This is a genomic window from Luteimonas sp. R10 (assembly GCF_045689605.1).
GTDB lineage: Bacteria > Pseudomonadota > Gammaproteobacteria > Xanthomonadales > Xanthomonadaceae > Luteimonas.
In genome coordinates this window covers 3409431-3433918 of the sequence record NZ_CP141262.1, presented here as the reverse complement: position 1 = coordinate 3433918, position 24488 = coordinate 3409431, and the positions used below count along the sequence as shown (strand labels likewise).

Sequence of the window (24488 nt, the reverse complement as noted above, 5' to 3'; positions counted from 1 at the left end):
GCTCCATTAGCGCCGCGTCTCATTTTGCGTTGCGGGCCGCATGCTCGGATCGCTCCTTCCGTCTGGAAGGCTGAAGCCAGCCCAGCGGCCGGAAACGCCGGTACAGCAGGGTGCACGCGGACCCCATGAAACTCAGAACTTCGAGGTAGCCCCACGTAGTTCCTGCACCTGGCAGATTGGCGAAGTTCATGCCGTAGATGCCCGCCGTCGCGCTCGGCACACCGAGGATGGCTCCTGTCGGTCCCCGTTCTAGGAGCCGGCCAGGAGCCAGGCGAAAGAGAATCGGGGCGGTTTGCGTCGTGCACCGGCATATAATCGAGGGCGTTGGAGCAACGGAAAACCCGCTACAGCGTGCTAAACTCAAGCCCAGAGGGTTCGCGGTGCGGATCTAGAATCGCACCTTAAAATCCCTTGGCCGCAAGGCCATGTCGGTTCGATTCCGACCCCGGCACCAGCCGAAGCGCGACCGGCTCACGATCCCGCGCCCGGACTGGTCCCTGCCGGATGGGTACCGTCGCGCAGCAGCCGTCCGGTCACCCCGTTGGTCCAGCCGAATCCGTCCTGCAGCGGGTATTCGCCGCCGCCGCCGCCGTGCGCGCCTTCGGGCGGCAGCTGCAGCGCGTATTTCTCGACCAGCTTGCGCTCGCGCCGGAAGTGGCTCGACACGGTGGCCAGCCAGCGCCGGCCGATCTCGCGCGACAGCGGGCCTTCGCCGTAGTCGGCCAGGCCGCAGATCGCCATCCACTGCAGCGGCGCCCAGCCGTTGGGCTGGTCCCACTGTTCGCCGCTCACGCGTTCGCTGGTGCCGACGCCGCCGTCCTCCAGCAACCGCGAGCGGAGGGCCTCGGCCACGCGTTGCGCCTGCGGCCGGCTGGCGATGCCCACGAACAGCGGCGTCGCCGTAGACGCGAACAGGCGTTCGCGCCGGCGGTCGTGCCGGCAGTCGTAGTCGAGGTAGGCGCCGGCGGCCTCGCTCCACAGCCAGCGATCGATCGCCTGGCGGCGCGCATCGGCGCGGCGGCCGAATTCGATCGCCGACGCATCGTCGCCGCTGGCCGCCGCAAGCTGCGAGATCTGCGCTTCCAGCTTGTGCAGGAAGCAGTTGAGGTCCACCGGCAGGATCGACGTGGTGCGGATGGTGGCCAGGCCGCCGCCGTCGTCGCACCAGCGCGAGCTGAAGTCCCAGCCCGAGGCGGCGCCGGCGCGCAGTTCGCGATAGACCTCGTGCACCGGGCGCCGGCCTTGCGCCGCGGTGCCGACGTCCTCCAGATACGACTCCTCGCGCGGGGTGTCGCGGTCGTCCCAGTAGCGGTTGAGCAGGGCGCCGTCGTCCATGCGCACGCAGTGGCGGTGCATCTCGTTGCGGCGCAGTTCGTCGGCGCCCTCCATCCAGTACGCGTACTCCTTGCGCAGCCGCGGCAGGTAGCGCAACGCCTGGCAGATGCCGTGCGCCTCGAACAGTTCGGTCATCAGCGCGAACACCGGCGGCTGCGAGCGGCTCAGGTAGTAGCTCCGGTTGCCGTTGGGGACGTGGCCGTAGGTGTCGATCAGGTAGGCGAAGTTGTCGGCCATCGAGCGCATCAGGTCGAGCCGGCCGCTGCCGGCCAGGCCGAGCATGGCGAAATAGGAGTCCCAGTAGTACATCTCTCCGAAGCGCCCGCCCGGCACCACGTACGGGTTGGGCAGCGGCAGCAGCGAGGAACGCACCGGATGCTCCCGCGGCTGCCGGGTCAGCACGTCCCAGAGATAATCGATGTGCTCGGCCAGCGTGCGCTCCGGATCGGACACGTAGCGGCTGGTGGGCGGGTGCTCGGGCCGGAAGTGCGCGTGCACGAACGCGGCGAGGTCGAAACCGGGCGCCGATTTCCGCGCGCGGTAGGCATCCAGGATGTCCTCCGGATCCTGCAGCGGCGCGCAGTCGACGAAGATCTTGCTGTCGGGGAACACCCGCCCGGACTGCACCGCGACGAACAGCTCCTGGTAGCGGTCCGCGGGCGTCAGGGTGTCCGGCTGCGCGACCGTCGCCACCCTGGCGGCGTTGCGTTCGATGTCGCGCGGCTCAATCTCCCTGCCGCTCATCGGTCCGGACGCGTTTCTCGGTGTAGTCCCACAGCAGCCCGCCGTCGACGTAGATGGTGCTGCCGGTGATGTAGTCGGCGTCGGCCGAGGCCAGGAACGCCACCGCGCCGGCGACGTCGCGCGGCGTCCCGAGCCGCTTGAGCGGAATGTTGGCCAGCAGCGGTTCCAGCAATTGCGGGTCGTCGAGCAGGGGCGCGTTGATCGGCGTGCGGATCGCGCCGGGCGCGATGTTGTTGACGGTGATCCCCAGCGGCGCCAGCTCCACCGCCAGGTTGCGCATCAGCATCTTGACCCCGCCCTTGCTGGCGCTGTAGCTGGCGAAGTCGGGGAAAGGCAGCTGCTCGTGCACCGAGCTGATGTTGATGATGCGGCCGCCGCGGCCGCGCTCGCCCAGGTGCCGCACGAAGGCCTGCGCGGCGAAGAACGCGCCCTTGAGGTTGATGTCCAGCACGCGATCGTAGTCGGCCTCGGTGACTTCGCTGAACGTCGCCCGATGCTCGACGCCGGCATTGTTGACCAGGATGTCGATGCGCCCCATCCGGCGCGCGCCCTCGCTCACCATCGTGCGCACCGCGTCGACGCGGGCGACGTCGGCCGCGAGCACGCAGCCCTCGCCGCCGGCTTCCTCCACCAGCGCCAGCGTCCGTTGCGAGTCGGCGTCGTCGTGCAGGTCGGCCACGATCACCTTCGCCCCCTCCTGCGCGAAGCGCACCGCGATCCCGCGGCCGATCCCTTGCCCGGCGCCGGTGACCAGCGCCACCTTGTCCTGGAGCCGCATGGCGCTCTCCGCCAGTGGGAACCGTGATGCTAGTGAATGCCATGTCAACGCGATGCGAGCAGTCGCGACTGTCCGGGCGCGAGCGGCTGCGGAATCGGCAGCTCCCGCGAGTTCCCGGCAATGAGAAGGCCCAGTGCCGAGGATGAAAACGCTCGGCGACTGAGCCTTCTACCGGAGTTCGCTTCGGACCTCAGCCCGCTAGCTTTTCCTCCGGCACGCGAAAGGTGGCGCAATGGGCGTGACCGCGTGGTCAACGCCTGCGGTGCCATCGCGACGTGACCCATGTCGCGACTCCCGTCGCTCCCACAAGGGCGGTGGGATGGTGGGTCTGCGGGATCGATTCACCTGGGAGCGGCTGGGGTCGCGATGTTGCTCCCACAAATGCGCGGGGCGGTCGAATCGGTCGCCTGTGGGAGCGACGGAAGTCGCGACCGCGCATAACCCGCGGCCCCGGCGCGTCGGCGTCGGGCACATGCTCGCCGGTGAATCGCCAAGCGCGTCAGGTGCTGTCGCGATGGCCGCGCCGCTCCGCGCCGCGCGCTTCCAGGCCCAGATAGGCCAGGATCGCCAGCAGCAGCGGCGCGATGTAGTAGATCGAGCGGTAGGCCAGCAGCGCCGCGATCAGCTGCGGCTGCTCCGCATGGCCGCCGAGCAGGGTGAAGAACGCCGCTTCCAGCGCACCCAGGCCGGCGGGAATGTGGACGAGCGCGGCGAACACGGCGCCCGCCAGCAACGCGCCCAGCACCACGGGATAGGCCACGTCGCGGCCGAGCAGCACGAACAGGATCGTGGCGATCGTCAGCCAGTTGAGCGACGACAGCGCCAGCTGCAGCAGGGCCAGCGCAGGCGATGGCAGCCGGTACTCGTGCCCGCGGATGCGCAGGACCCGCCCGCGCAGCGCCGCGCAGGCCAGCAGGTAGGCCACGACCAGCGCCAGTGCCGCGACTCCCGCGGCGCTCAGGTATGACGCGCGCAGGCCCGCGACGCCCGCCAGCGGTTCCGGGGCCAGCACCAGCAACAGTCCCGCGAGCGCGACGTATCCGAGCCAATTGGCGACGATGCTGAAGGCGACGATGCGGGTGATGACGCCGGCGCCGATCCCCGCGCGCAGGTACATGCGGAAGCGGAAGCCGACGCCGCCGATGAGCGCGCCGAGGTTGAGGTTGAAGGCATAGCTGACGAACGCCGCCGTCAGCACGCGTGGCGTGGACAGTGCGTGCCCGGCGTAGCGCCGCGCCGCGAGATCGTAGCCGCAATACAGCAGGTAGCTCGCGACGGCCAGCCCCGCCGCGGACCACAACAGCGTGGCCGGGTAGCCCTTCAGCGCCTCGCCCACGCTCGGCCAGTCGACCGTGCCGGCATACCGGAACAGCGCCACGGCGACGATTGCGAGCAGCACGAACGGGAAGGCCCTGGTCAGGCCGCGGCGGAGCGCTCCGCGCGGCTTCCTATCGGCCCGGCTCATGGGTCCTGCTTCTCATCGGTCGCGACCAGCACGACCTTGGGCGTGTGCGCCGGCAGCAGGCCCGCCCAGGTCGGGAACCGCCGTTGCGCGTGGTAGAAGACCGGCGCGACCAGGGTGCGCCAGAAGCTGCGCCGTGGCAGCGTCCGTGCCTCGATCCGCCGGCAGTCCTGTTGCCGCAACGCGTCCAGGCGGCTGCGCAGCTGCCGGTTGAGGGCAGGATCGCGCACGAAGACGTTCGCCTCCAGGTTGAGCGACAGGCTCAGGGGATCTAGGTTGCTGGAGCCGATGGTGGTCCAGTCGTCGTCCACCAGCGCGACCTTGCCATGGAACGGCCGCCGGCAGTACTCGTAGATGGCGACGCCGGCGGCGACCAGGTCGGGGTACAGCATGCGTGCGGCCAGTTGCGCGAACGGCATGTCCGGCTCGCCCTGGACGATCAGCGAGACCCGTACGCCCCGCTGGGCGGCATTGCGCAGCTCGCGCATGAACCCGTAGCCGGGGAAGAAGTACGCGTTCGCGATGACGATCTCGCGTCGTGCCGCGCGGATCGCCGCGCGGTATTCGCGCTCGATCGCGGTGGAGTTGCGGCCGTTGTCGCGCACCAGGAACAGCGCCTGCGCGTCTCCCGGCGTGGTCACCGGAAGCGTGATGCCGGGATGGCTCCAGGAGTGGCCGTTGTCGTGGGCGTGCATCGCGGCGGCGAGGAAGTCGCGGATGTCGGCCACCACCGGGCCTTCGACCTCGAGCGCGTAATCCTGCTTGGAGAGCGGCCCGGCATCCTCCAGGTGATCGCATCCGTAGTTGATGCCGCCGACGAACGCGCGTTCGCCGTCGACGACCAGCAGTTTCCGGTGCAGGCGGCGGAAGACGTTCAGGCGCAGGCCGAACAGGGTGCGGCGCGGATCGAAGATCCGGAGCGCCACGCCCGCCGCGGTCAGCCCGGACAGGAATTCTTCCGAGAGGTTGTAGGAACCGTACCCGTCGACGGTCATTTCGACCCTCACCCCGCGCCGGCTGGCGTCGATGATGCGTTGGCGCAGTTCGTTGCCGACCTTGTCCTCGAACAGGATGAAGGTCTCGAGCAGGACCTCGCGCCGGGCTTGCGCGATCGCCTCGAACACGCGCGGGAAGAAGGCTTCGCCGTTCTCGAGCAGTTCGACGCGGTTGCCGGGGCGCCAGGCCCGATCGCTCGTGGTCATGCGCATGGGCTCGGCTCCATCACGTGCCCGCGGCTTCCAGGCAGACGCTGGCCGCGAGCGTGGCGTGGTCGGACAGGTGCGACCAGGGCGGCGTGGACAGCACCGCGGCCTCTTGCACGCGCATGTTGCGCACGTAGATCCGGTCCAGCGGCAGCAGCGGCCAGCGCGCGGGGAACGTGCGCGCGAGCCGGCCGTGGGTTTCCAGGTGCGCCTCGCGCAGGCCGCAGCGCTCGAGCAGGGGGTGGCCGCGGCGGCGCCAGTCGTTGAAGTCCCCGGCGACGATCAGCGGCGCATCTTCGGGTATCTCCGTCGAGACCATCGTGCACAGCAGTTCCAGCTGCTGGCGACGATGGGCGTCGCGCAGCCCGAGGTGGGCGCACACCGCGTGGATCGAAGCGCCGGAGCCGGGCAGGTCGAGCACGCAGTGCAGCAGCCCGCGGCTTTCGGCGCCCGCGACCGACACGTCGCGGTTGACGTGGCTCAGGATCGGGAACTTGGAGAGCAGCGCGTTGCCGTGGTGGCCGTGCGGATACACGGTGTTGCGCCCGTAGGCGAACTGCGGCCAGAGCTCGTCGGCGAGGAATTCGTAGTGCGGGACCTCGGGCCAGTTCTCGTGTTTCTCTGCATGGTGGCTGTGGGCGCCCTGGACCTCCTGCAGGAAGACGATGTCCGCGGAGACGGTGCGGATGGCCTGCCGCAGTTCGGGCAGGACGAAGCGGCGCCGGCCGGCGCTGAAGCCCATGTGGATGTTGGCGGTGAGCAGGTTGAGGTCGAGATCGGGCATGGCGTGGCGGATGCGTGTCACTTGCAGGCGGCCGGAGGGCGCGGCTGCAGCGCCGACCTTATGGGCTGTCCACAGAACCCGACGTGAAATCGCGCAGCCTCGCGCCCGCCTGCCGTCCGCGCACCGTGGCCCCTCGCAGATTGCCACCGGGTTTGACTTCGGCCATCGGAGGTTGTCGAATGCCCGGGCTCCGGCTGCCGATCGTTCCGACCGCGCGGCGCGACGCACGCGGTACGAACCAGGGACCAGCATGCTCGATCCCGACAATGTGAGAATCGGCATCATCGGCCTGGGCTACGTCGGGCTGCCGCTGGCGGTGGCGTTCGGCGGCAGGCACGACACGGTCGGTTACGACATCGATGCCGGGCGCGTGGCCGAACTGCGCGACGGCCACGACCGCACCCGCGAGCTCGATGCCACGGAACTAGCCGCGCCCACGCGGCTGCGCTATAGCGCCGATCCGGAGGACCTGCGCGACCGCAACGTCCATATCGTCACCGTGCCGACGCCGATCGACGCCCTGCAGCGCCCGGACCTGCGGCCGCTGCAGCAGGCGAGCGAACTGCTGGCCGGGCTGATCTCGCGTGGCGACCTGGTGGTCTTCGAGTCGACCGTCTATCCGGGCACGACCGAGGAGATTTGCGTGCCGATCCTGGAGCGCGGCTCGGGATTGAAGTTCAACGTCGATTTCTTCTGCGGCTACAGTCCCGAGCGCATCAACCCGGGCGACCGCAACCGGCGCCTGGCCGACATTCCCAAGGTCACCTCCGGCTCGACGCCGGAGGCGGCCGATGCGGTCGACGCGCTGTACGCCGGCATCATCGCCGCCGGCACCCACCGCGCGCCGTCGATCCGCGTGGCCGAGGCCGCCAAGGTGGTCGAGAACATCCAGCGCGACGTCAACATCGGCCTGATCAACGAGCTGGCGATGATGTTCGACCGGCTCGGCATCGACACCCTCGACGTGCTGGAGGCGGCGGGCACCAAGTGGAACTTCCTGCCGTTCCGTCCCGGACTGGTCGGCGGCCACTGCATCGGCGTCGATCCCTACTACCTGACCCACAAGTCGGAGTCGGTCGGCTACCACCCGGAACTGATCCTCGCCGCGCGTGCGATCAACAACCGGGTCGGGGCGCACGTGGCGCTACGCGTGGCCGGGCTGCTCGGCGAGCGCGGTGTGCCGGTGGCCGGCGCGCGGGTGCTGGTGCTGGGGCTGACGTTCAAGGAGAACTGCCCGGACCTTCGCAACAGCCGCGTGCTGGACGTGGTGGAAGGCCTGCAGACTGCCGGTGCGCGGGTCGACGTGCACGACCCCTGGGCCGACCCCGACGAGGCGCAGCGCATGTGCGGCCTGCGACCGCTGGCGGCGCCGGAGGCCGGCAGCTACGAAGCGGTGGTGCTGGCGGTGGCGCATGCCGGGTTCCGCGACATGTCGGCCGACGCGATCCGTGCACTGGGCAAGCCGGGCGCGGTGATCTACGACATCAAGGCGGCCTGGCCGCGTGACGTGGTCACGGGTCGGCTCTAGTGCGCCGGTGAAGACCTTCTTTGCGGAGCGACCTTTGTGGGGCGGCTTTTGGGGGAGCGACTTTTGGGAGCGCTTTTTTTGTGGGAGCGACGGGAGTCGCGACGCCGCGAAGGTAAGGCCCCGTCGCGACTTCCGTCGCTCCCACAAGCGTCGCTCCCACAAGAACCCGGCGGGCGCGGGAGCGAATGTGATCGCGACAATCGCTAGACTCCAATCCATGAATCATCCGTCGCCCGATTCGCCATGAGCCGCTATCTCGCCTACGGCGTCAGCCTCGCGCTGCTCGCCCTGTCGCTGCTGCTGGCGACGCGTTGGCCGGGGTGGGGCTGGGCCGCCGCCGTATTCGCCGTGCTGGCGGCGCTCGGCACCTGGGACCTGCTGCAGCGGCGCAGCACGCTGCGGCGCAATTACCCGCTGCTGGCGCACTTCCGCTACGGGCTCGAGTCCATCGGCCCGGAGATGCGCCAGTACTTCATCGAGGGCGACACCGTCGAGGTGCCGTTCTCGCGCCAGCAGCGCGCGCTGGTCTACCAGCGCGCCAAGTCGGTCAGCGACGTGCGCCCGTTCGGCAGCCAGCAGGGCGTGTACGCGGCCGACTACGAGTGGCTCAACCATTCCATCGCCCCGGTGGAGATCGCCTCGCACGACTTCCGCATCGTCGTCGGCGGCGAGAGCGCACAGCCGTACTCGGCGAGCGTGTTCAACATCTCGGCCATGAGCTTCGGCTCGCTCTCGCCCAACGCGATCCGCGCGCTCAACGCGGGTGCCAAGGCCGGCGGTTTCCACCACGACACCGGCGAGGGCTCGATCTCGCGCTACCACCGCGAGCACGGCGGCGACCTGGTGTGGGAGATCGGCTCGGCCTACTTCGGCTGCCGCGACGCGGAGGGCCGTTTCAGCGAGGAGCGCTTCGTCGCCAACGCGACCGACCCGCAGGTGAAGATGATCGAGCTCAAGCTCTCGCAGGGCGCCAAGCCGGGCAAGGGCGGGCTGCTGCCGGGCGCCAAGGTCACGGCCGAGATCGCCGCCGCGCGGGGCGTGCCGGTGGGGCTGGATTGCGTGTCGCCGTCGCGGCACTCGGCCTTCTCGACGCCGCTGGGCCTGCTGGAGTTCCTGCAGCGGCTGCGCGGACTGTCGGGCGGCAAGCCGGTCGGCTTCAAGCTGGCGATCGGGCATCCGTGGGAGTGGTTCGGCATCGCCAAGGCGATGTACGAGAGCGGGCTGCTGCCGGACTTCATCGTCGTCGACGGCGCCGAGGGCGGCACCGGCGCGGCGCCCGCCGAGTTCATCGACCACGTCGGCCTGCCGATGCACGAGGCGCTGATGCTGGTGCACAACACCCTGGTCGGCCTGGGCCTGCGCGAGCGGATCCGGCTGGGCGCCGCCGGGCGCATCATCAGCGCGTTCGACATCGCCCGCACCCTGGCGATGGGCGCCGACTGGTGCAATGCCGGGCGCGGCTTCATGTTCGCGGTGGGCTGCATCCAGGCGCAGAGCTGCCACAACGACCGTTGCCCGACCGGCGTGGCGACCCAGGATCCCGCGCGCTGGAGGGCGCTGGACGTGCCCGACAAGGCGCTGCGCGTGCACCGCTTCCACGACAACACGCTCAAGGCGCTGGCCGACCTGATCGGCGCCGCGGGGCTGACCCACCCGCAGCAGCTGGGGCCCGAGCACATCCTGCGCCGGGTGTCGGCGATCGAGGTGCGCTCGCTGGCGGCGCTGTACCGCTTCCTGGAGCCGGGCGAGCTGATCCACGGCGCGCCGGAACACGCGGTGTTCCGGGCCTTCTGGCGCGACGCCCGCAGCGATTCCTTCGAGCCGCCGGAGCGCATCCGCCGCCTGCGCGACAGCAAATCCCTCTAGGCGTCCGTGCAGGGGGTCGGCGCGTGGCGCGTTGAAAGGGCGGCGCTTTGCCGTCGGGAAGTCGCGGCGATGCGGCGTGGTCGGTGAGGTCGGGCCGTCGCGACTTCCGTCGCTCCCACAGGACCTCGATTTCCACATCGGCGGTTGCGGCCGGCATCGCTTCCACCGCGCCGAGCGTGGCATGCGACGCCCGATGCGCCTTGTGGGAGCGACGGAAGTCGCGACCGGGGCGTCCGATGATCATTGTGGGAGCGACGCAAGTCGCGACTGGGGCATCGGGAAGCCGTCGCCCTCCCACCTCGATTGCAACTTTTGATCATTGTGGGAGCGACGCAAGTCGCGACTGGGGCATCGGGAAGCCGTCGCCCTCCCACCTCGATTGCAACTTTCCCGCACCATCCCGCCGCTCCCGCAACGGCAACGCGGGCAGCCGGATTGCGTCCGGATGGGCTTTCAGTCGAGCAGGTCCAGCACGCGTTCCGGCGGACGGCCGATGACGGCGCGGTCGCCGCGGACGAGGATCGGGCGCTCGATCAGGCGCGGATGCGCCGCCATCGCGGCGATGATCGCGTCGTCGTCGAGGGCAGGGTCGGCCAGGCCCAGCTCGGCGTATTCGGCCTCGCCGGTGCGCAGCAACGCGCGCGGCGCGATTCCGAGACGGCGCAGCAGGTCGCGCAGTGCGCCGGTGTCCGGCGGCTGCTCGAGATAAGGGACGATCCGGGGTTCGATGCCGCGCGCCTGCAGCAGCCGCAGCGCCTCGCGCGATTTGGAACAGCGTGGGTTGTGATAGAGCAGGCTCCCGCTCACGGCGCCTCCGCGTCCGCCTCCGCCGCGGCGCCGGTGCGCTTGGCCACCACGCCGGTGGCGGTCACGTCGGCGGAGGTGTTGGCGACGGTCGCGAACACGTCGGGGATCGTGTCCATCGCCAGCAGCACGCCGAGCGGCTCGACCGGCAGCCCCATCGCCTGGGTGACCGGCATGTTGGTGGTCATGAAGCTGACCTGCCCGGGCAGGCCCACCGAGCCCATGCTGATGACGATGCTCAGCGCCACCGCCGCCGCCAGCTGCCCGGCGCTCAGGTCGACGCCGTACATCCAGGCGATGAACACCACCACGCTCAGGTACTGCACCGGGCTGGCGATGCGGAACAGCGACACCGCCATCGGCAGCACCAGCGAGGTTACCGACAGCGGGTAGCCGAGCCGTCTGCGCGCGCTGTCGATCATCACCGGCAGCGAGGCCAGGGAGGACTGGGTGCTCGCCGCGATCGCCTGCACCGGGATCAGCGCCGCGGCGAAGCGCCGGATCCGCTCGCCGGCGAACAGCACCGCCACCACGTACATCAGCAGCGTGATCGCGATGTACAACGCGCACTGCAGGACGATGTAGTAGCCCAGCGCGCTGAGCATGTGCAGCCCGACCCGGGCGCACACCGCCAGCACCAGCGCGAACACGCCGATCGGCGCCGCCCACAGCACCCAGCGCACGATCACGATCATCGCGTCGCCGATCGCCTGCACCAGTTCCAGCATGCGCGCGCGGCGCTCGGGCTCCAGGCGGGTGAGGGCGAAGCCGAAGAACATCGCGAACACCACCAGCGGCAGCATCGCGCTGGCCGCGGCGGCGGCGATGGCGTTGCTGGGGATCACGCCGACCAGCCAGTCGCCGAAGCCGGTCGCCTGGGGCAGCGCCTCGGGTGCCTGGATCGCGGCGCGGAACGCGACCACCACCGATTCGTCGCGCGGCATCAGCGCCAGGAACGCCGGCGAGGCGACGGCGGCGAAGGCGCCGCAGATCGCCAGCAGGATCACGAACACCGCCATCGCCACGCGCGCGGTGCGGCCGGACGCCGCGGCGTCGCTGGCGGTGTTGATGCCGACCACCACCAGGGCCGCCACCAGCGGCACCACGGTCATCTGCAGTGCGTTGAGCCACAGCCGGCCGACCGGCTGCACCGCATCGGCGACGCGCTGCGCGATGCCGGGATCCCATGCCGCCAGCACGAGGCCGATGACGGCGCCGGCGATCAGCGCGATCAGCACCCGCGCCGGCGTGGACAGGTGAAAGGGCTTCTTGGCGGTAGCGTCGGTCATCGGCGGGATCGGTCCGGAGTGGTCGGGGAGTGTGCCTGGTTCGCGCGCGGGGCGCCTGCATCGCCTGCTGTCATCGGTTGCGTGGCGCGGGCAGGTTCCATTCCGCCTGCAGCCGCGCATGCTCTCCGCGGGGCAACAGCACGAACACGGGTTGCCTGCTGGGCTCCAGCCAGGCCAGCAGCTCGCGCATCTTCGCCGCGTCCATGGCCGTGCAGCCGGCGGTGGCGGCGCCCGGCGCCTTCCACAGGTGCGCGAAGATGCAGCTGCCGCCGCCGGCCTGCGCATCGGGATTGTGTTCGATCACGAATCCGAGCCGGTAGCGCTGGTCGCCGCCGCGGTGCAGGTCGCGGCGCATCGGCTCGGTGGAGCCGGCGACGGCCTCCTCGCCGACCTCGGCGGCGTCGACGATGCGGTTGTACAGCGGCGAACCGTCGACGTCGATGCAGTAGTCGGAAGCGCGCATGCGGCGGTAGTCCAGCGCCGTGTCCGGCTGCGCGCCATAGCCGAAGGCGGTGCCGATGCCGAACACGCCCGCCGGCGCCCTGCCATCGCCCTCGCGCTTGGCGGGACCGGGCTGGTGCGGATGGCGACCGAGTCCCCAGGCACTGCCGCTGCGTCCGACGGTCACGGCCGCCGGATCGCCGACCGCGCGCCAGTCGCCGCCGACGCGCTCCCAGGCCTGCAGGGTGCCGTGGTCGGCGTCCCAGCCGGCCGTGGTCACCAGCACCAGTTGCCCCGAACCCGCCAGGGGACCGTCTGCGCGCGGCGGCATGGCCGCGCAGCCCGCCAGCAGCACCACTGCCAGACACAACACCGCCAGGACGGCGCCATGTGCGCGATGGCGTGCACGGGAGTGCCGAGCGTGGGAGCGGCCACGCCACGCCGTTGGCGGTAGGTCGCGACTTGGCAGGCCGGGAGCAGTCGCGACTTCCGTCGCTCCCACAGTGCCCGCGCGTTCGTGCGGAACTCGCGCTGCGGGCAGTACTGGACGTGCGGCATGAACCGCACCCGGCTTGCAATAGTGGGAGCGACGGGAGTCGCGACCCCACGACACCGAAGCGGCTGCGGCCTCGCGGCAGCGCCATGCTGCCGCCACGCCCACAGTGTCCACGAGTTCGCGTCGGGTCATGCCTTCCCCCAAGGAATGGGCCGGAGTGCTCCGGCGCGGCGTCGATCAGGTTTCCAGCAACTGGCGCATGCGCGCGGCGTTGCGGTCCAGCAGTTGCAGCCGTTCCCCGGCATGTTCGCACAGCAGCACGAAGACCATGTCCAGCAGGTGCTGCAGCGCCGAGTGGTACAGCAGCTGCTCGATGTGCGAGCGCGCGTCGTGCGCCGAGACCAGCAGCGCCAGGTCGGCCTGGGCGCGCAGCGGGTTGGCGCTGTGGCGGGTGATGCTGACCACCTTGCCGACGCGATGGCGGAACAGGCGGCTGAGCTCGCACAGCGCCGCGCGCTTGCCGTGCTCGGAGAACACCATCAGCACGTCGTCGTGGTTGGCGTTGGCCAGGCTGGTGGGCATCAGCGCCGGATCGAAGTGGTAGACCGCGAGGATGCCGACCTGCGACAGCCGCAGGGTGAACCCGCGCGCGGCCACGCTGTCCTGGCCGAGCCCGATCACGAACACCGTGCGCGCGCTGCGGATCGTCTCGGCGATCGCGTCCAGGCTGTCCGGCGGGTTGAGCAGCCGGGTCTCCTGCTCGGCGTTGGCCTTCGCCTGCCACAGCGCCTCGGAGAGGGCGGCGTGGCGATCGCCGTTGCCGTCCGACTCGTGCGCCGGATCATGGTTGCCGCCGTCGCCGCGTGCGATGTCCTCGCCGATCGCGTACTTGAGGTCCGGATAGCCCTTGTAGCCCAGCTTCTGGCTGAACTTGACCACGCTCGACTGGCTGATCTCGAGCGCGTTGGCCAGCTGCTGCGACGAGTAGTCGCGCAGCAGGTGGGCGTTGTCGAGGACGAAATCGCCGATGCGGCGCTCGATCGCGGACATCTGGTCGCGTTGCGAGCGGATCTTCAGCAGGGCCGACATGGACGTCGTGCTCCGGTCACGCGGCCAGCGGCTCGAGCCCGCGGATGGCGCGGATGCCCAGGCCCGGCGCGTCGCCGATCGAGATCTCGGACTCGTTGAAGACCACGCCGCCGTCGACCGGGTTGAAGTCGCACAGCGACGGTCCGTCGAGGTCGATCTTGCGGATCGTGTCGGCCTTGGCCACCGCCACGTGCACCGCCGCGGCGACGCTGATGCTCGATTCGATCATGCAGCCGATCATGCACTCCACGCCGTACAGCGCGGCGATGTCGGCGATGCGGATGGCGTTGGAGATCCCCCCGGTCTTCATCAGCTTGATATTGATGATGTCGGCCGCGTGCATGCGCAGCAGGTCGATCACCTCGGCCGGGCCGAACACGCTCTCGTCGGCCATGATCGGCGTGTGCACGCGCTCGGTGACGTACTTCAGTCCCGCCAGGTCGCGCGCCTTGACAGGCTGCTCGACCAGTTCCAGCTGCACGCCGGCGTCCTCCAGGGTGCGGATCGCGTAGACCGCCTGCTTGGCGTTCCAGCCCTGGTTGGCGTCCAGGCGCAGCAGGGCGCGGCCCTCGACCGCGGTGTAGATCGCCTTGATCCGCTCCAGGTCGACGCCGATCTCCCGGCCGACCTTGATCTTCAGCGACTCGAAACCGCGGTCGACCGCCGCCAGCGAATCGGCCACCATCTTGTCGATGTAGTCCATGCTGATGGTGATGTCGGTGGTGATGACCGGATCGCCGCCGCCGAGCATGCGGTAGAGCGGGGCGTCGTAGAGCTGGCCCCACAGGTCGTAGACGGCGATCTCGACCGCGGCCTTGGCGCTGGTGTTGCGCTCCGCGGCGCCGTGGATCAGCTGCAGGATGCGGTTGAGGTCCGCGATCTCGCGGCCGACCAGGCGCGGTGCGATCAGCTTGTCGATCGCCTCGATGATCGAGCCGTGGGTGTCGCCGGTGATCACCGCGGTGGCCGCCGCCTCGCCGTAGCCGACGTGGCCGCTGTCGGTCTGCACGCTGACGATGATGTCCTCCACCGCGTCGACGGTGCGCAGCGCGGTCTTGAATGGGGTCTTCAGCGGAACCCGGAGCTTGTCCAGGCGGATCTGGGTGATTTTCATTCGGCTCGTGTTCCCCGGGAGGCGTCGGTCAGCGGATGCGGACGATGCTGGTGATGCTGTCGATGGTAGGCCGGTCCTGGCCGGACATCAGCGGTTCCAGCGCGGTCACCACCACGCCGTTGAGGGGTATCCGCACCAGGTCGCCGCCGGCGCCCCGGTAGCCGATGCCGGTGGTGTCGTGGATGACGTAGGTGGTGCCGTTCTCGCGCCCGATCACCATCATCACGTGGCCGGGAATGTAGACCAGGTCGCCGACCTTGAGCTTCGCCACTTCCGCCATGCGGTCGGCGTGGCTGTCGGATGCGTCGAACAGCGTCTTGTCCAGCGCCGGGCTGACGCTCTGGTCGCGCGTGTTGCGCGGCACCTGCACGCCCATGCTGCGGTAGACCTCGGAGACGAAGCCGCTGCAATCGCGTGCGTTGTACGAGTGCCCCCAGCCGTAACGCTCGCCGAGGAACTTGAACGCCTGGCCGATGATGTTGGCCGGCGTGAGCGGCAATGGCTGCGGCGACACGTCCGCGGTGCGCGGCAGCAGCGCGGGCACCAGCGCCAGCGTGCCGTCGTTCTGCCGCAGCGGCAGCTCGATCACGTGGCCGAAGTAGGGATGCTGGCCGTGCACCGCGCGATCCGCGGGCCAGTCGGCCAGCAGCGGCACGCGCACGCCCATGTCGAACTGCAGTTCCGAGACCTGCGGCTGCTCGGGGTTGTAGACGGTGCGCGCGGTGGCGCCGGTGACGACCAGCGACGGCGACTTGCGCGCGTAGCCGAGCACCGTGTCGCGCTCGCCGATCGCGACGGCATCGCGATCGATCCAGGCCGAGTAGCGGTCGCTGACGACGAACAGCCAGCGGCCGTCGCCGCTCTCGTGGGCGATGACCACGGGTGTGCCGGGAAACAGCGCGCTTTCCTGGAAGCGGTCGATATCGGTATCGCCCGGGCGGCTGAAGATGCGGGTGGCGCCGGGGAACGTGCGCAGGTCGGCACGGCGCACCACCAGGCCGTAGCGCGTCGCCTGCGATGCCGGAACGGCGTCGAGCGCGAGGTTGCGGTCGAGCGCATCGAAGAACGTCGCCGGCAGCACCGCGCCGGCCGCATCGAAGCGCTCGCCTTGCGGCCGCGATGACAGCGCGCGGATCCATTCCCGGACCTCGGCACCGTCGAGTTCGGCGGGCAGGGCGGCGATGTCGCGCACCGAGCCGTCCCGCGCCACCAAGTCGGCGTTCTGCCGGGCGATCGCGGCCGCATCGAGGTAGGGACGATCGGCGGCCGCGCCCAGGCGTTCGATCCAGTGTTCCGGGTCGAGGTGGCGCTCGTCGACGGCGACCACGCCATGGGCGGGGATCGCGGCCGGGGCCTCGGTTTGGCGCGCCGGAGCCGGCGCCGCAGCGCCCGCCAAGGCCAGCGCCAGCAACAAGATGAACAGGTTCGAGGGCTTCATGGCTTCCCCTTGCGCCGCGTCGTGTCGCGGACCGCCGACAGTTATGGAATACATTTTTCTCAAAATCAACTTCCGAAGAATAAATTATTGACTGCCCTCCACGACGATGTTACATAGCCGTGACAGGGGCCACACCAGCGGGGGCGGACGTGCGGCGTGCCATGAACCCAGGCGGGACGATCGATCGGACCGGCGCGGCGACGCGAAGGTTCGTCCGGTTCTGCGCGGCTTGTCTACTTGCGCTGCTCGCCTGCGGGCCGGCCACCGCGGGCGGATTGCCGCCGCCGGCGCCCGCGGACATCGTCGCCATGATCGATGCCGGCCGCTTCCGCGATGCCGAGGCGCGCATCGCCGGGATGCTGGAGACGGCGGAAGACGACGAGGCCCTGCGCGACGCGCTCGAGTTCCAGCGCGAGCGCATGCGCCGCATCCGTCTCGACTTCTCCCTCGACGAAGCCGCCGCCAAGGCCGCGGTGCGCAAGCAGGCGCCGGACGTCGGCGACGCCGAGTTCGCCGCCTGGGATCGCGCAGGATTGATCGAACGCATCGAGATCGACGGCGAGAAGCGCTACTTCAACCGCGCCGTCTTCAACCTGTTCCGCCTCGTGCCCGAAGCCGCCGCGCGGCGTGCGCCGCCGGTGCGTCCCTTCAGCCAGGGCCCGTACGAGGCGCTGCACCCGCACCACGAGGAAGTGCTGGCCGCGGGGAAGGACGGCGATGCGACCAGCGTGGCGCCGCGGCGCGTGCGCATCACCCAGTCGCTGACCGTCGACGCCGACGCGGTGCCGGCAGGCGAGACGGTGCGCGCGTGGATCCCGTATCCGCGGGCGATCCCCGGCCAGCAGGAGGACATCCGCCTGGTCGACAGCGAACCCGGTGGCGCGCGGATCGCGCCGGAAAGCGCGCCGCAGCGCACCGCCTACCTGGAACGCCCAGCCGTTGCCGGCGAGCCGACCCGGTTCTCGGTCAGCTACGAACTGACCATCCACGCCCGCCATTTCGACATCGATCCGGAGCGGGTGGTTGCGGCGGACATCGACGCGTCGCTGGCGCCGTACGTGGCCGAGCGCCCGCCGCACGTCGTGTTCACCGACGCGATGCGCGCCTACTCGCGCAAGGTGGTCGGCGACGAGACCAACCCCTACCGCATCGCGCAGAAGCTGTTCGCCGCGGTCGACGAGATCCCGTGGGGCGGCGCGCGCGAATACTCGACCCTCAGCAACATCGGCGACCACGCCCTGCACGCCGATCATGCCGACTGCGGCCAGGTCACCCTGCTGCTGGTCACGCTGCTGCGCATGAACGGCATCCCGGCGCGCTGGCAGTCGGGTTGGACGTTCTCCGACAACGACGTCGGCTACGACAACATGCACGACTGGGGCTGGCTGTACCTGGCGCCGTACGGCTGGGTGCCGATGGACGTCACCACCGGCCTGCTCGATTCCGACGATCCGGCGCTGCGCTGGTTCTATCTCGGCGGCCTCGACGCCTACCGCATCGCCTTCAACGACGACTGGTCGCAGCCCTTCGTCCCGCCCAAGCGCCATTTCCGCTCGGAAACCGTGGACTCGCAACGCGGCGAGGCCGAGTGGGACGGCGGCAACCTGTATTTCGACCAATGGGACTACGACTTCGAGTGGCAGATCCTGCCACCGAAGCAGGAACGTGAACACTGAACCGATCCATCCACATCAACGGCAACCGGTACAAATGGGAGAGTGGGGAATGAGCAGTCAGAAATTGCGCAAGCGCGCACTGTGCATGGCGATGGGGATCTGCCTCGCATCGATGATGCCGACCATGGCTTCGGCCCAGAACGTTACCGGCACGGTGGTCGGGCGAGCTGACGCCGGCTCGCAGATCACCGTCGTCAGCGATCGGACCGGTCTGACTCGTACTGTGAGCGCGGATTCGAACGGCAACTACCGTATCCCGTCGCTGCCTGTGGGCGACTACACGCTAACCGCCAGAAGCGATGACGGCCAGCAGCTCGGCAGCCCGATTGATCTGCGGGTCACGCTCGGTGGGGCTACCACGGTCAACGTCCCCGGGACAGGCATTAGCACTCTGGGCGCGGTGGAGGTGGTGGGGTCGCGGGTAATTAATCGAGTCGACGTCACTTCTACGGAATCGGCGACCAACGTTACCCGAGAGGAAATCCGGCGCTTGCCGGTTGACCAGAACATCGCTTCGGTCGCAGTACTTGCGCCCGGTGTGCAAAAGGGCGACGCATCGTTCGGTGGCCTGTCGTTTGGTGGATCGTCGGTGGCCGAAAACTCAGTGTACGTCAACGGTCTCAATGTCACCGACTTCTACAACCGGGTCGGATACTCTTCCGCGCCATTCGCCTTCTACGAAGAGTTCCAGGTCAAGACCGGCGGTTACTCGGTGGAGTTCGGCCGCACCACTGGTGGTGTGGTCAATGCTGTCACGCGTTCCGGCAGCAACGAATTCGAGTTCGGTGCCGAGTACACAGCCGAACCCAGTGCATGGCAGGCCAGCAAGAAAGATCGGTTCCGCGATGACGGGACACGGTACCAGACTGCAAGTGAGGACCAGTATTCCCTGCTCAAGCTCAATGCTTTCGCGTCAGGCCCGATCGTTCGCGACAAGTTGTTTTTCTTCGCCATGTACGAGGCGCGCGACTATCGACCTCAGAACACCAACAACCTGGGTACCACCCTTACAAAGAACGACTCAGACGACGCGTTCTGGGGCGGCAAGCTCGACTGGCAGATCAACGACAGCAACCTGCTGGAGCTGATGGCGTTCTCGGACAGCGACGCCAGAGTCGGTGAGGTTTACGACTACGACTACGACAACCGAGCGCGCGGCGACAAGACCAACGAGATCTATCTCGATACCGGCGGCAGGAACCGTTCGATCACCTACACGAGCAACCTGACTCAGAACTTTACCGCTAAGTTGATGTATGGTGAGAACGAGCGTGAGTCTTTTCAACGTACTCTCAACGATCTGACGTGCAACTACGTGACCATTTCGCAGGATCCCGTGCCTCGTCCGGCCGGCGATCTGCGTATCGGCTGTACCACCGTGTCAACCGTGCAGTCGCGACTTGACGAGCGCGAAGCCGCGCGGGCCGATTTCGAGTGGTCGTTCGGCGATCATCTGCTACGTTTCGGCCTCGACCGCGAAGTGAACACCTCGAACTACGACAGCTATTACGCCGGTCCAGATGCGTTCTACTACGGCGTCTACGGTGGTCTGGAGCCGGGCGACACGCTTGAGAACGGAGGGATCATGCCTCCCGGATACACCGAATTCGTGCGAGTACGGCGATACGAGGTCTCGGGCGAGTTCGAGTCGATCAATTCTGCCTACTACATCGAGGACAACTGGTCGGTCACGGACAACCTGCTGCTCAACATCGGACTGCGCATGGAGGCTTTCGACAACAAGGACAGCGACGGAAACAGCTACATCGAGATTGACGACATGCTGGCGCCACGATTCGGATTCTCGTGGGACGTTCATGGAGATAGCACCACCAAGCTGTATGGCAATATCGGCCGGTACTTCCTGCCCGTCGCCAATGTAATCAACATCAAGCAAGCCGGCGGATTCCTCGACGAGCGTACGTTCTACGGGTTCGACGGTTGGGAAACGAGGATCGATGCGAAAGGAGTTCCGTACGCTTTCCCAATCCTCGGGCCTCAGATCGGCAACGTCGATAATTCGCAGGGAGACGGCAGTGTGGGCGACCTACGATCCGAGGTCGATGCTGACATGGATCCTGTCTATCAGGATGAGTTGATTCTCGGCTATCAGCAGATGCTTACCGAAACCTGGTCCTGGGGTGTCAGTGGCACCTATCGAAAGCTCAACAATGCGATCGATGACATGAACATCACTGCGACTCCGCAGTGCGGCCCGGATGGTGCGGTCGGTTGGGTCATGGCCAATCCGGGTGAGGAAGTGACGGTCTGGGGGTACAGCAATTGTGATGGCCCGCGGGAAGAGTGGACGCAGGACTGGATCACGATCGACACTTCGCGCGAAGGTTGGGCGATGTACGACAGCGAAGGCAATTACCTCGGCCAGCGAGGTTGGGACAAGCCCGAGCGTCGATACAAGGCGGTTGAGCTGCAGCTCGACCGCGCCTGGGACGGACTCTGGTCAATGAATGCGTCCTATACCTGGTCCAAGAGCGACGGCAATGCCGAAGGCCCTGTCAATTCCGATACCGACTTCGCCGACACCGGTCGAACCGAGAACTTCGACGACCCGTGGGTAAACCTCAATGGTTATGGGCCGCTGCACAACGATCGCCGCCACCAGTTCAAGTTTCGTGGCGCCTATGCGCTCACTGACCAGCTGACTGTGAGCGCGAGCCTCAATGCTCGCTCCGGCGGGCCAATCACGGGCTTCGGCAAAGGCAATCCCTTTGATAGGCGAAACTACTACAGCTACTACATCTGCGTGGAAAACTGCACCGGTCCGTCGACTGAGCGTGTCTATGAGTATTCACCGCGTGGCGGCTACGGGCGCCTGCCGTGGACCTTCGGCCTGGATGCCGGCATCACCTACGGGATGCCGCTCGGCGAGCGTAGCGACATGCAGCTCAAGTTCACCGTCTATAACCTGCTCAATCATCAACGCAAGGTCGATGTTAACCAGCAACTGCAGACGGCCATCTCCAACTCCACAAACCCGTACTTCAAGGAGCCGGTGCGCTTCGAGGCTCCACGCTACGCGCAACTCGTGTTGTCTCTCAACTTTTGATGATCTCCGCCGGCGGCCCGCATCGGGCCGCCCATTTTTTTTGGGGAGATGGTCGAATCGGGTTGGGAGCCGGGTGCGAAGTGGTTGGGAATCGAGGTTTCCCATGAAAACAGTAGCGGGAAGATTATTGACCGCCTACAGGGGGCGTGTTACACAGCAATGAAATGGGGATGACGGCCGGGGGCAGCCACATGCACTCCGCACCGGTGGGAGAATCGGCGCGGGTCCTGGTGGAGAGGGTGAACGCGTAGTTCTGGTGTTGTCGCGTTTGGCAGGGAGCGTCCATCGCGGTCGGGCGACCGCTGGACGGGCTGGCGTTCCAGGGTACGAGGTCGCTTCCGCGGTCGACGTCTCGAATGGCTTTGCCACGCGCATGCAGCGGGGGGCATCGCCGACGTTCCGCAGCGCTCCACTTGCCCAGGAAGTCCCGCATGCCCATCGCATCTCCGCGTTCGAAGCCGAGCCGTCTCGCCGCGGCCATCCTGGTCGGGCTGTTGAGCCCGGGGATCGCTCTCGGGCAGGAGAGCCCGTCCGATCCGCCGGAGCCCGACGACCGGAGCGCGCCCCGGACGCTGGACACCGTGCGGGTGACCGGATCGCACATCAAGCGCACTGACGTCGAGAGCCAGCTGCCGATCACGGTGTTCCGGAAGGCCGATATCGAGGCGCAGGGCATCACCTCGGCGGAACAGCTGCTGATGTACATGAACATCGCCGGCAACGGCTCCGACAACCTGTCGAGCAACGCCGGCATCGTCCACGAGGAGCAGCGCGGCAACAACGGCGTGTCCGGCGCCAACCTGCGCGGGCAGGGCGCCGACGCGACCCTGGTGCTGCTCAACGGCCGCCGCGTCGCCACGCACGGGCTCAAGGGGCGGGCGGTCGACCTGAACTCCATCCCCTTCGCGGCCATCGACCGGGTCGAGGTGCTGCGCGACGGCGCCTCCGCCGTCTACGGCACCGATGCCATCGGCGGCGTGATCAACTTCATCACCCGGCGCGATTACACGGGCGCGGAGGCTTCCGCGTTCGTCGACGTGACCGAAGCCGGCGGCGGCAATATCCATCGCGCCAACCTGCTGGTGGGCGGCGGCGACCTGGACACGGACCGCTGGAACGTCTTCGGGACCGTGAGCTTCAAGAAGAACGAGATCCTGCGCGGGACCGACCGCGATTTCTCCAACAGCTTCCAGCCCGAGCGCGGCCTGTCTCCCGACACCCGCGGTCCGCCGTTCGCGACGGTGTTCAACCATGACGGGTCGATGATGGGCGGAGGCGTGATCGATCCCGGGGACGGATCGCTGCAGGCGGCCGTCAACATCCTGAACCTGCCCGGCGCCGCCGGCTGCGAGAGCGGCGGCGACCTGATGGGGCCGTACGATCACCGCCTGTGGAACGTCCCCTCGTCGCGCTACGCCTGCGCCTGGGACTATCCCGCCGCGGCGGTCATCCAGCAGCCCCAGGAGAGCGTCGACTTCATCGGCAGGGCGACCTTCAAGATGTCGGACCGCCACGAGGCCTTCGTCGAGTTCGTCGGCTCCGAGGTGGACGTCGAGAAGACCTTCGAGCCGAACCAGATCTCGTCGAGCACGACGGCGACTGCCGCCTTCAACCCGGACACCTGGTATCCGAGCACGGGCGAGTCCTACGACATGGTCTTCGACGCGCTGGCGGACTATTTCGGCGCCGACCAGCTCAGCTACGGAGACCGCATCGCCTATCGCTGGCGCTGCATGGCCTGCGGTCCGCGCCAGATCTCGACCAACACCAAGGCCTACCGGCTGCTGGCGGGGTTCGAGGGCCTGGTCGGGAGGTGGGACTACGCGGTCGGCCTGTCGCGCGCCTCCAGCGAATCGACATCGACGCTGGGCGGCGGCTTCCACTACACCGATGCCCTGCAGGAGGCCCTCGGCAGCGGCCTGCTCAACCCGTTCCTGCTGCCGGGACAGGAGCAGTCGGCGGCGGCGATGGCGGCGCTCGAGGCCGGGTCGGCGACGGGCGTGGTGCTGTACGGCGGCGAGTCGGTCGTGACCCAGGTCGACGCCGTCTTCTCCGGCGACGTGGGATTGTCGCTGCCTGGCGGATCGATCTACGCAGCCGTGGGTACCGACCTGCGCCGCGAGGAGTTCAAGTTCAACGGCGACGAACGGACCAACGGACGGCCGGTCTTCAACGCCCCGTTCGACGACGCGAACATCCTCGAGGACGTCAGCCGCGACATCAAGGCGGTGTTCGCCGAGGTCTACCTGCCGGTCTTCGACAGCCTGGACGTCACCCTGGCCGGCCGCTACGACCGCTACGACGGCTTCGGCAGCACCACCAACCCGAAGGTCTCCTTCAAGTACCAGCCGATCGATGCGCTCGCGTTCCGCGGCGCCTACAGCACCGGCTTCAAGGTGCCGTCCTTCAACCAGCTGTTCAACGGCGTGACCGAGAGTCCGTACACCGGGTTCGACCTGGCCGATCCGGCCACCTGCCCGGGCGGCGTTCCCAACCCCGAGGTGCCCGGGTGCGAGTCGATCCAGCCTGACATGCTCTTCGGCGGCAAGGAGGACCTGCGGCCGGAAGAGTCCAAGCAGAAGAGCTTCGGCGTGGTGATCGCGCCGGTCGACTGGTTCAACATGACGCTGGACTGGTGGGACATCGAACGCACCAACACGATCCAGCCGGCGCGGACCGAGATCCTGGTCGAGTACTACGACCTGTTCCAGGAGAACTGGATCCGTAACGACGCCGGCGAGGTGGTCGCCATCGATCGCCGCTACATCAATTCGGGCGGCAGCCGGATGCGGGGCGTGGAGCTGGATGCCAACTTCATGGGCGAGCTGGGCGGCGGGCGCTGGAGCGTGAACCTCAACGGCAGCTACATCGATTCGTTCCGGACCAAGGGCGTCGAGGCATTGCCGTACACCGACAACCTGGTCGGCGAGTACGTGCGCTACTACAACCTGCCGATCAAGTGGAAGCACACGCTGAACTTCAGCTACTTCCGCGGCGACTGGACCCACAGCCTCACCCAGATCTACCGCCACGGCTACGACGACGAACCCCCCGTCAGCGTCAGGAACGACACCTACATCCCGCCGCAATGGGATCCCGGGGTGTCCAGCTACACCACGTACAACTACAGCGTCGGCTATACCGGCATCGATTCGCTGAAGGTGATACTCGGCATCAGGAACCTGCTCGACGAGGATCCGCCGTTCACCGCGCACCAGAACGACTTCGCCGCGGGGGCGGGCTGGGAACCGCGCGTCGCCGACCCGAGGGGGCGTGCCTATACCCTGCAGCTCGAGTACAAGTTCTTCTGACGGGCGACGAATTGGACAGGATGATGCGGCGCCCGGGCGCGCCAGGCCAGGGGCCGCGCGATGC

General features: G+C 68.1%; 17 protein-coding genes. 5 read left to right on the top strand and 12 right to left on the bottom strand.

Annotated features, from left to right (window positions below; genetic code table 11):
• Positions 1-19: 19 nt before the first annotated feature.
• From U3649_RS14865 to U3649_RS14840, 6 genes are all read right to left on the bottom strand, one after another.
• Positions 20-220, bottom strand: coding sequence for a CorA family divalent cation transporter (locus tag U3649_RS14865; RefSeq protein ID WP_407352089.1), 201 nt, complete (start codon positions 218-220; stop codon positions 20-22).
• A 251-nt stretch (positions 221-471) separates the two neighbouring features.
• Positions 472-2079 carry an alpha,alpha-trehalase TreF gene (treF, locus tag U3649_RS14860; RefSeq protein WP_407352088.1) on the bottom strand — a complete coding sequence of 536 codons (1608 nt, stop codon included), beginning with the start codon at positions 2077-2079 and terminating at the stop codon, positions 472-474.
• Complete coding sequence (locus U3649_RS14855) at positions 2060-2857, bottom strand: SDR family NAD(P)-dependent oxidoreductase (protein ID WP_407352087.1); 798 nt, start codon at positions 2855-2857, stop codon at positions 2060-2062. The genes treF and U3649_RS14855 overlap by 20 nt, the downstream gene beginning before the upstream one ends.
• A 499-nt stretch (positions 2858-3356) precedes the next feature.
• Positions 3357-4322, bottom strand: a complete 966-nt coding sequence (locus U3649_RS14850) for a lysylphosphatidylglycerol synthase domain-containing protein (protein ID WP_407352086.1) — start codon at positions 4320-4322, stop codon at positions 3357-3359.
• Positions 4319-5527 (bottom strand): cardiolipin synthase ClsB, encoded by a 1209-nt coding sequence (gene clsB, locus U3649_RS14845; protein ID WP_407352085.1) that lies wholly within the window; start codon positions 5525-5527, stop codon positions 4319-4321. The genes U3649_RS14850 and clsB overlap by 4 nt, the downstream gene beginning before the upstream one ends.
• A gap of 13 nt (positions 5528-5540) precedes the next feature.
• Entirely contained in the window at positions 5541-6305 is a 765-nt protein-coding gene (locus U3649_RS14840) for an endonuclease/exonuclease/phosphatase family protein (protein WP_407352084.1), read from the bottom strand.
• Between the two features lie 250 nt (positions 6306-6555).
• On the opposite strand from U3649_RS14840, the gene U3649_RS14835 reads away from it, so the two are divergent.
• Complete coding sequence (locus U3649_RS14835) at positions 6556-7833, top strand: nucleotide sugar dehydrogenase (RefSeq protein ID WP_407352083.1); 1278 nt, start codon at positions 6556-6558, stop codon at positions 7831-7833.
• 243 nt (positions 7834-8076) lie between these two features.
• A complete protein-coding gene (locus U3649_RS14830) occupies positions 8077-9699 on the top strand; it encodes an FMN-binding glutamate synthase family protein (RefSeq protein WP_407352082.1) in 1623 nt (540 codons plus the stop codon).
• A gap of 453 nt (positions 9700-10152) precedes the next feature.
• On the opposite strand, the gene arsC is transcribed toward U3649_RS14830, so the two are convergent.
• The 6 genes from arsC to U3649_RS14800 all read right to left on the bottom strand — a co-directional run bounded on the left by arsC (position 10153) and on the right by U3649_RS14800 (position 16370).
• Positions 10153-10506 (bottom strand): arsenate reductase (glutaredoxin), encoded by a 354-nt coding sequence (gene arsC, locus U3649_RS14825; RefSeq protein WP_407352081.1) that lies wholly within the window; start codon positions 10504-10506, stop codon positions 10153-10155.
• Complete coding sequence (locus U3649_RS14820) at positions 10503-11792, bottom strand: dicarboxylate/amino acid:cation symporter (RefSeq protein WP_407352080.1); 1290 nt, start codon at positions 11790-11792, stop codon at positions 10503-10505. The genes arsC and U3649_RS14820 overlap by 4 nt, the downstream gene beginning before the upstream one ends.
• Positions 11793-11862: 70 nt before the next feature.
• Positions 11863-12564, bottom strand: coding sequence for a L,D-transpeptidase (locus tag U3649_RS14815; protein WP_407354630.1), 702 nt, complete (start codon positions 12562-12564; stop codon positions 11863-11865).
• A gap of 402 nt (positions 12565-12966) precedes the next feature.
• Entirely contained in the window at positions 12967-13818 is an 852-nt protein-coding gene (locus U3649_RS14810) for a MurR/RpiR family transcriptional regulator (RefSeq protein WP_407352079.1), read from the bottom strand.
• Between the two features lie 16 nt (positions 13819-13834).
• Positions 13835-14932, bottom strand: coding sequence for a dipeptide epimerase (locus U3649_RS14805; RefSeq protein ID WP_407352078.1), 1098 nt, complete (start codon positions 14930-14932; stop codon positions 13835-13837).
• A 28-nt stretch (positions 14933-14960) separates the two neighbouring features.
• Complete coding sequence (locus U3649_RS14800) at positions 14961-16370, bottom strand: SH3 domain-containing protein (protein ID WP_407352077.1); 1410 nt, start codon at positions 16368-16370, stop codon at positions 14961-14963.
• A 161-nt stretch (positions 16371-16531) separates the two neighbouring features.
• Between U3649_RS14800 and U3649_RS14795 the strand changes: the two genes are divergently transcribed.
• The 3 genes from U3649_RS14795 (at position 16532) to U3649_RS14785 (ending at position 24424) form a co-directional block, all read left to right on the top strand.
• Positions 16532-18046, top strand: a complete 1515-nt coding sequence (locus tag U3649_RS14795) for a transglutaminase-like domain-containing protein (RefSeq protein ID WP_407352076.1) — start codon at positions 16532-16534, stop codon at positions 18044-18046.
• Between the two features lie 49 nt (positions 18047-18095).
• Positions 18096-21113, top strand: a complete 3018-nt coding sequence (locus U3649_RS14790) for a carboxypeptidase regulatory-like domain-containing protein (RefSeq protein WP_407352075.1) — start codon at positions 18096-18098, stop codon at positions 21111-21113.
• 431 nt (positions 21114-21544) lie between these two features.
• Positions 21545-24424, top strand: a complete 2880-nt coding sequence (locus U3649_RS14785) for a TonB-dependent receptor domain-containing protein (RefSeq protein WP_407352074.1) — start codon at positions 21545-21547, stop codon at positions 24422-24424.
• Positions 24425-24488 lie beyond the last annotated feature (64 nt).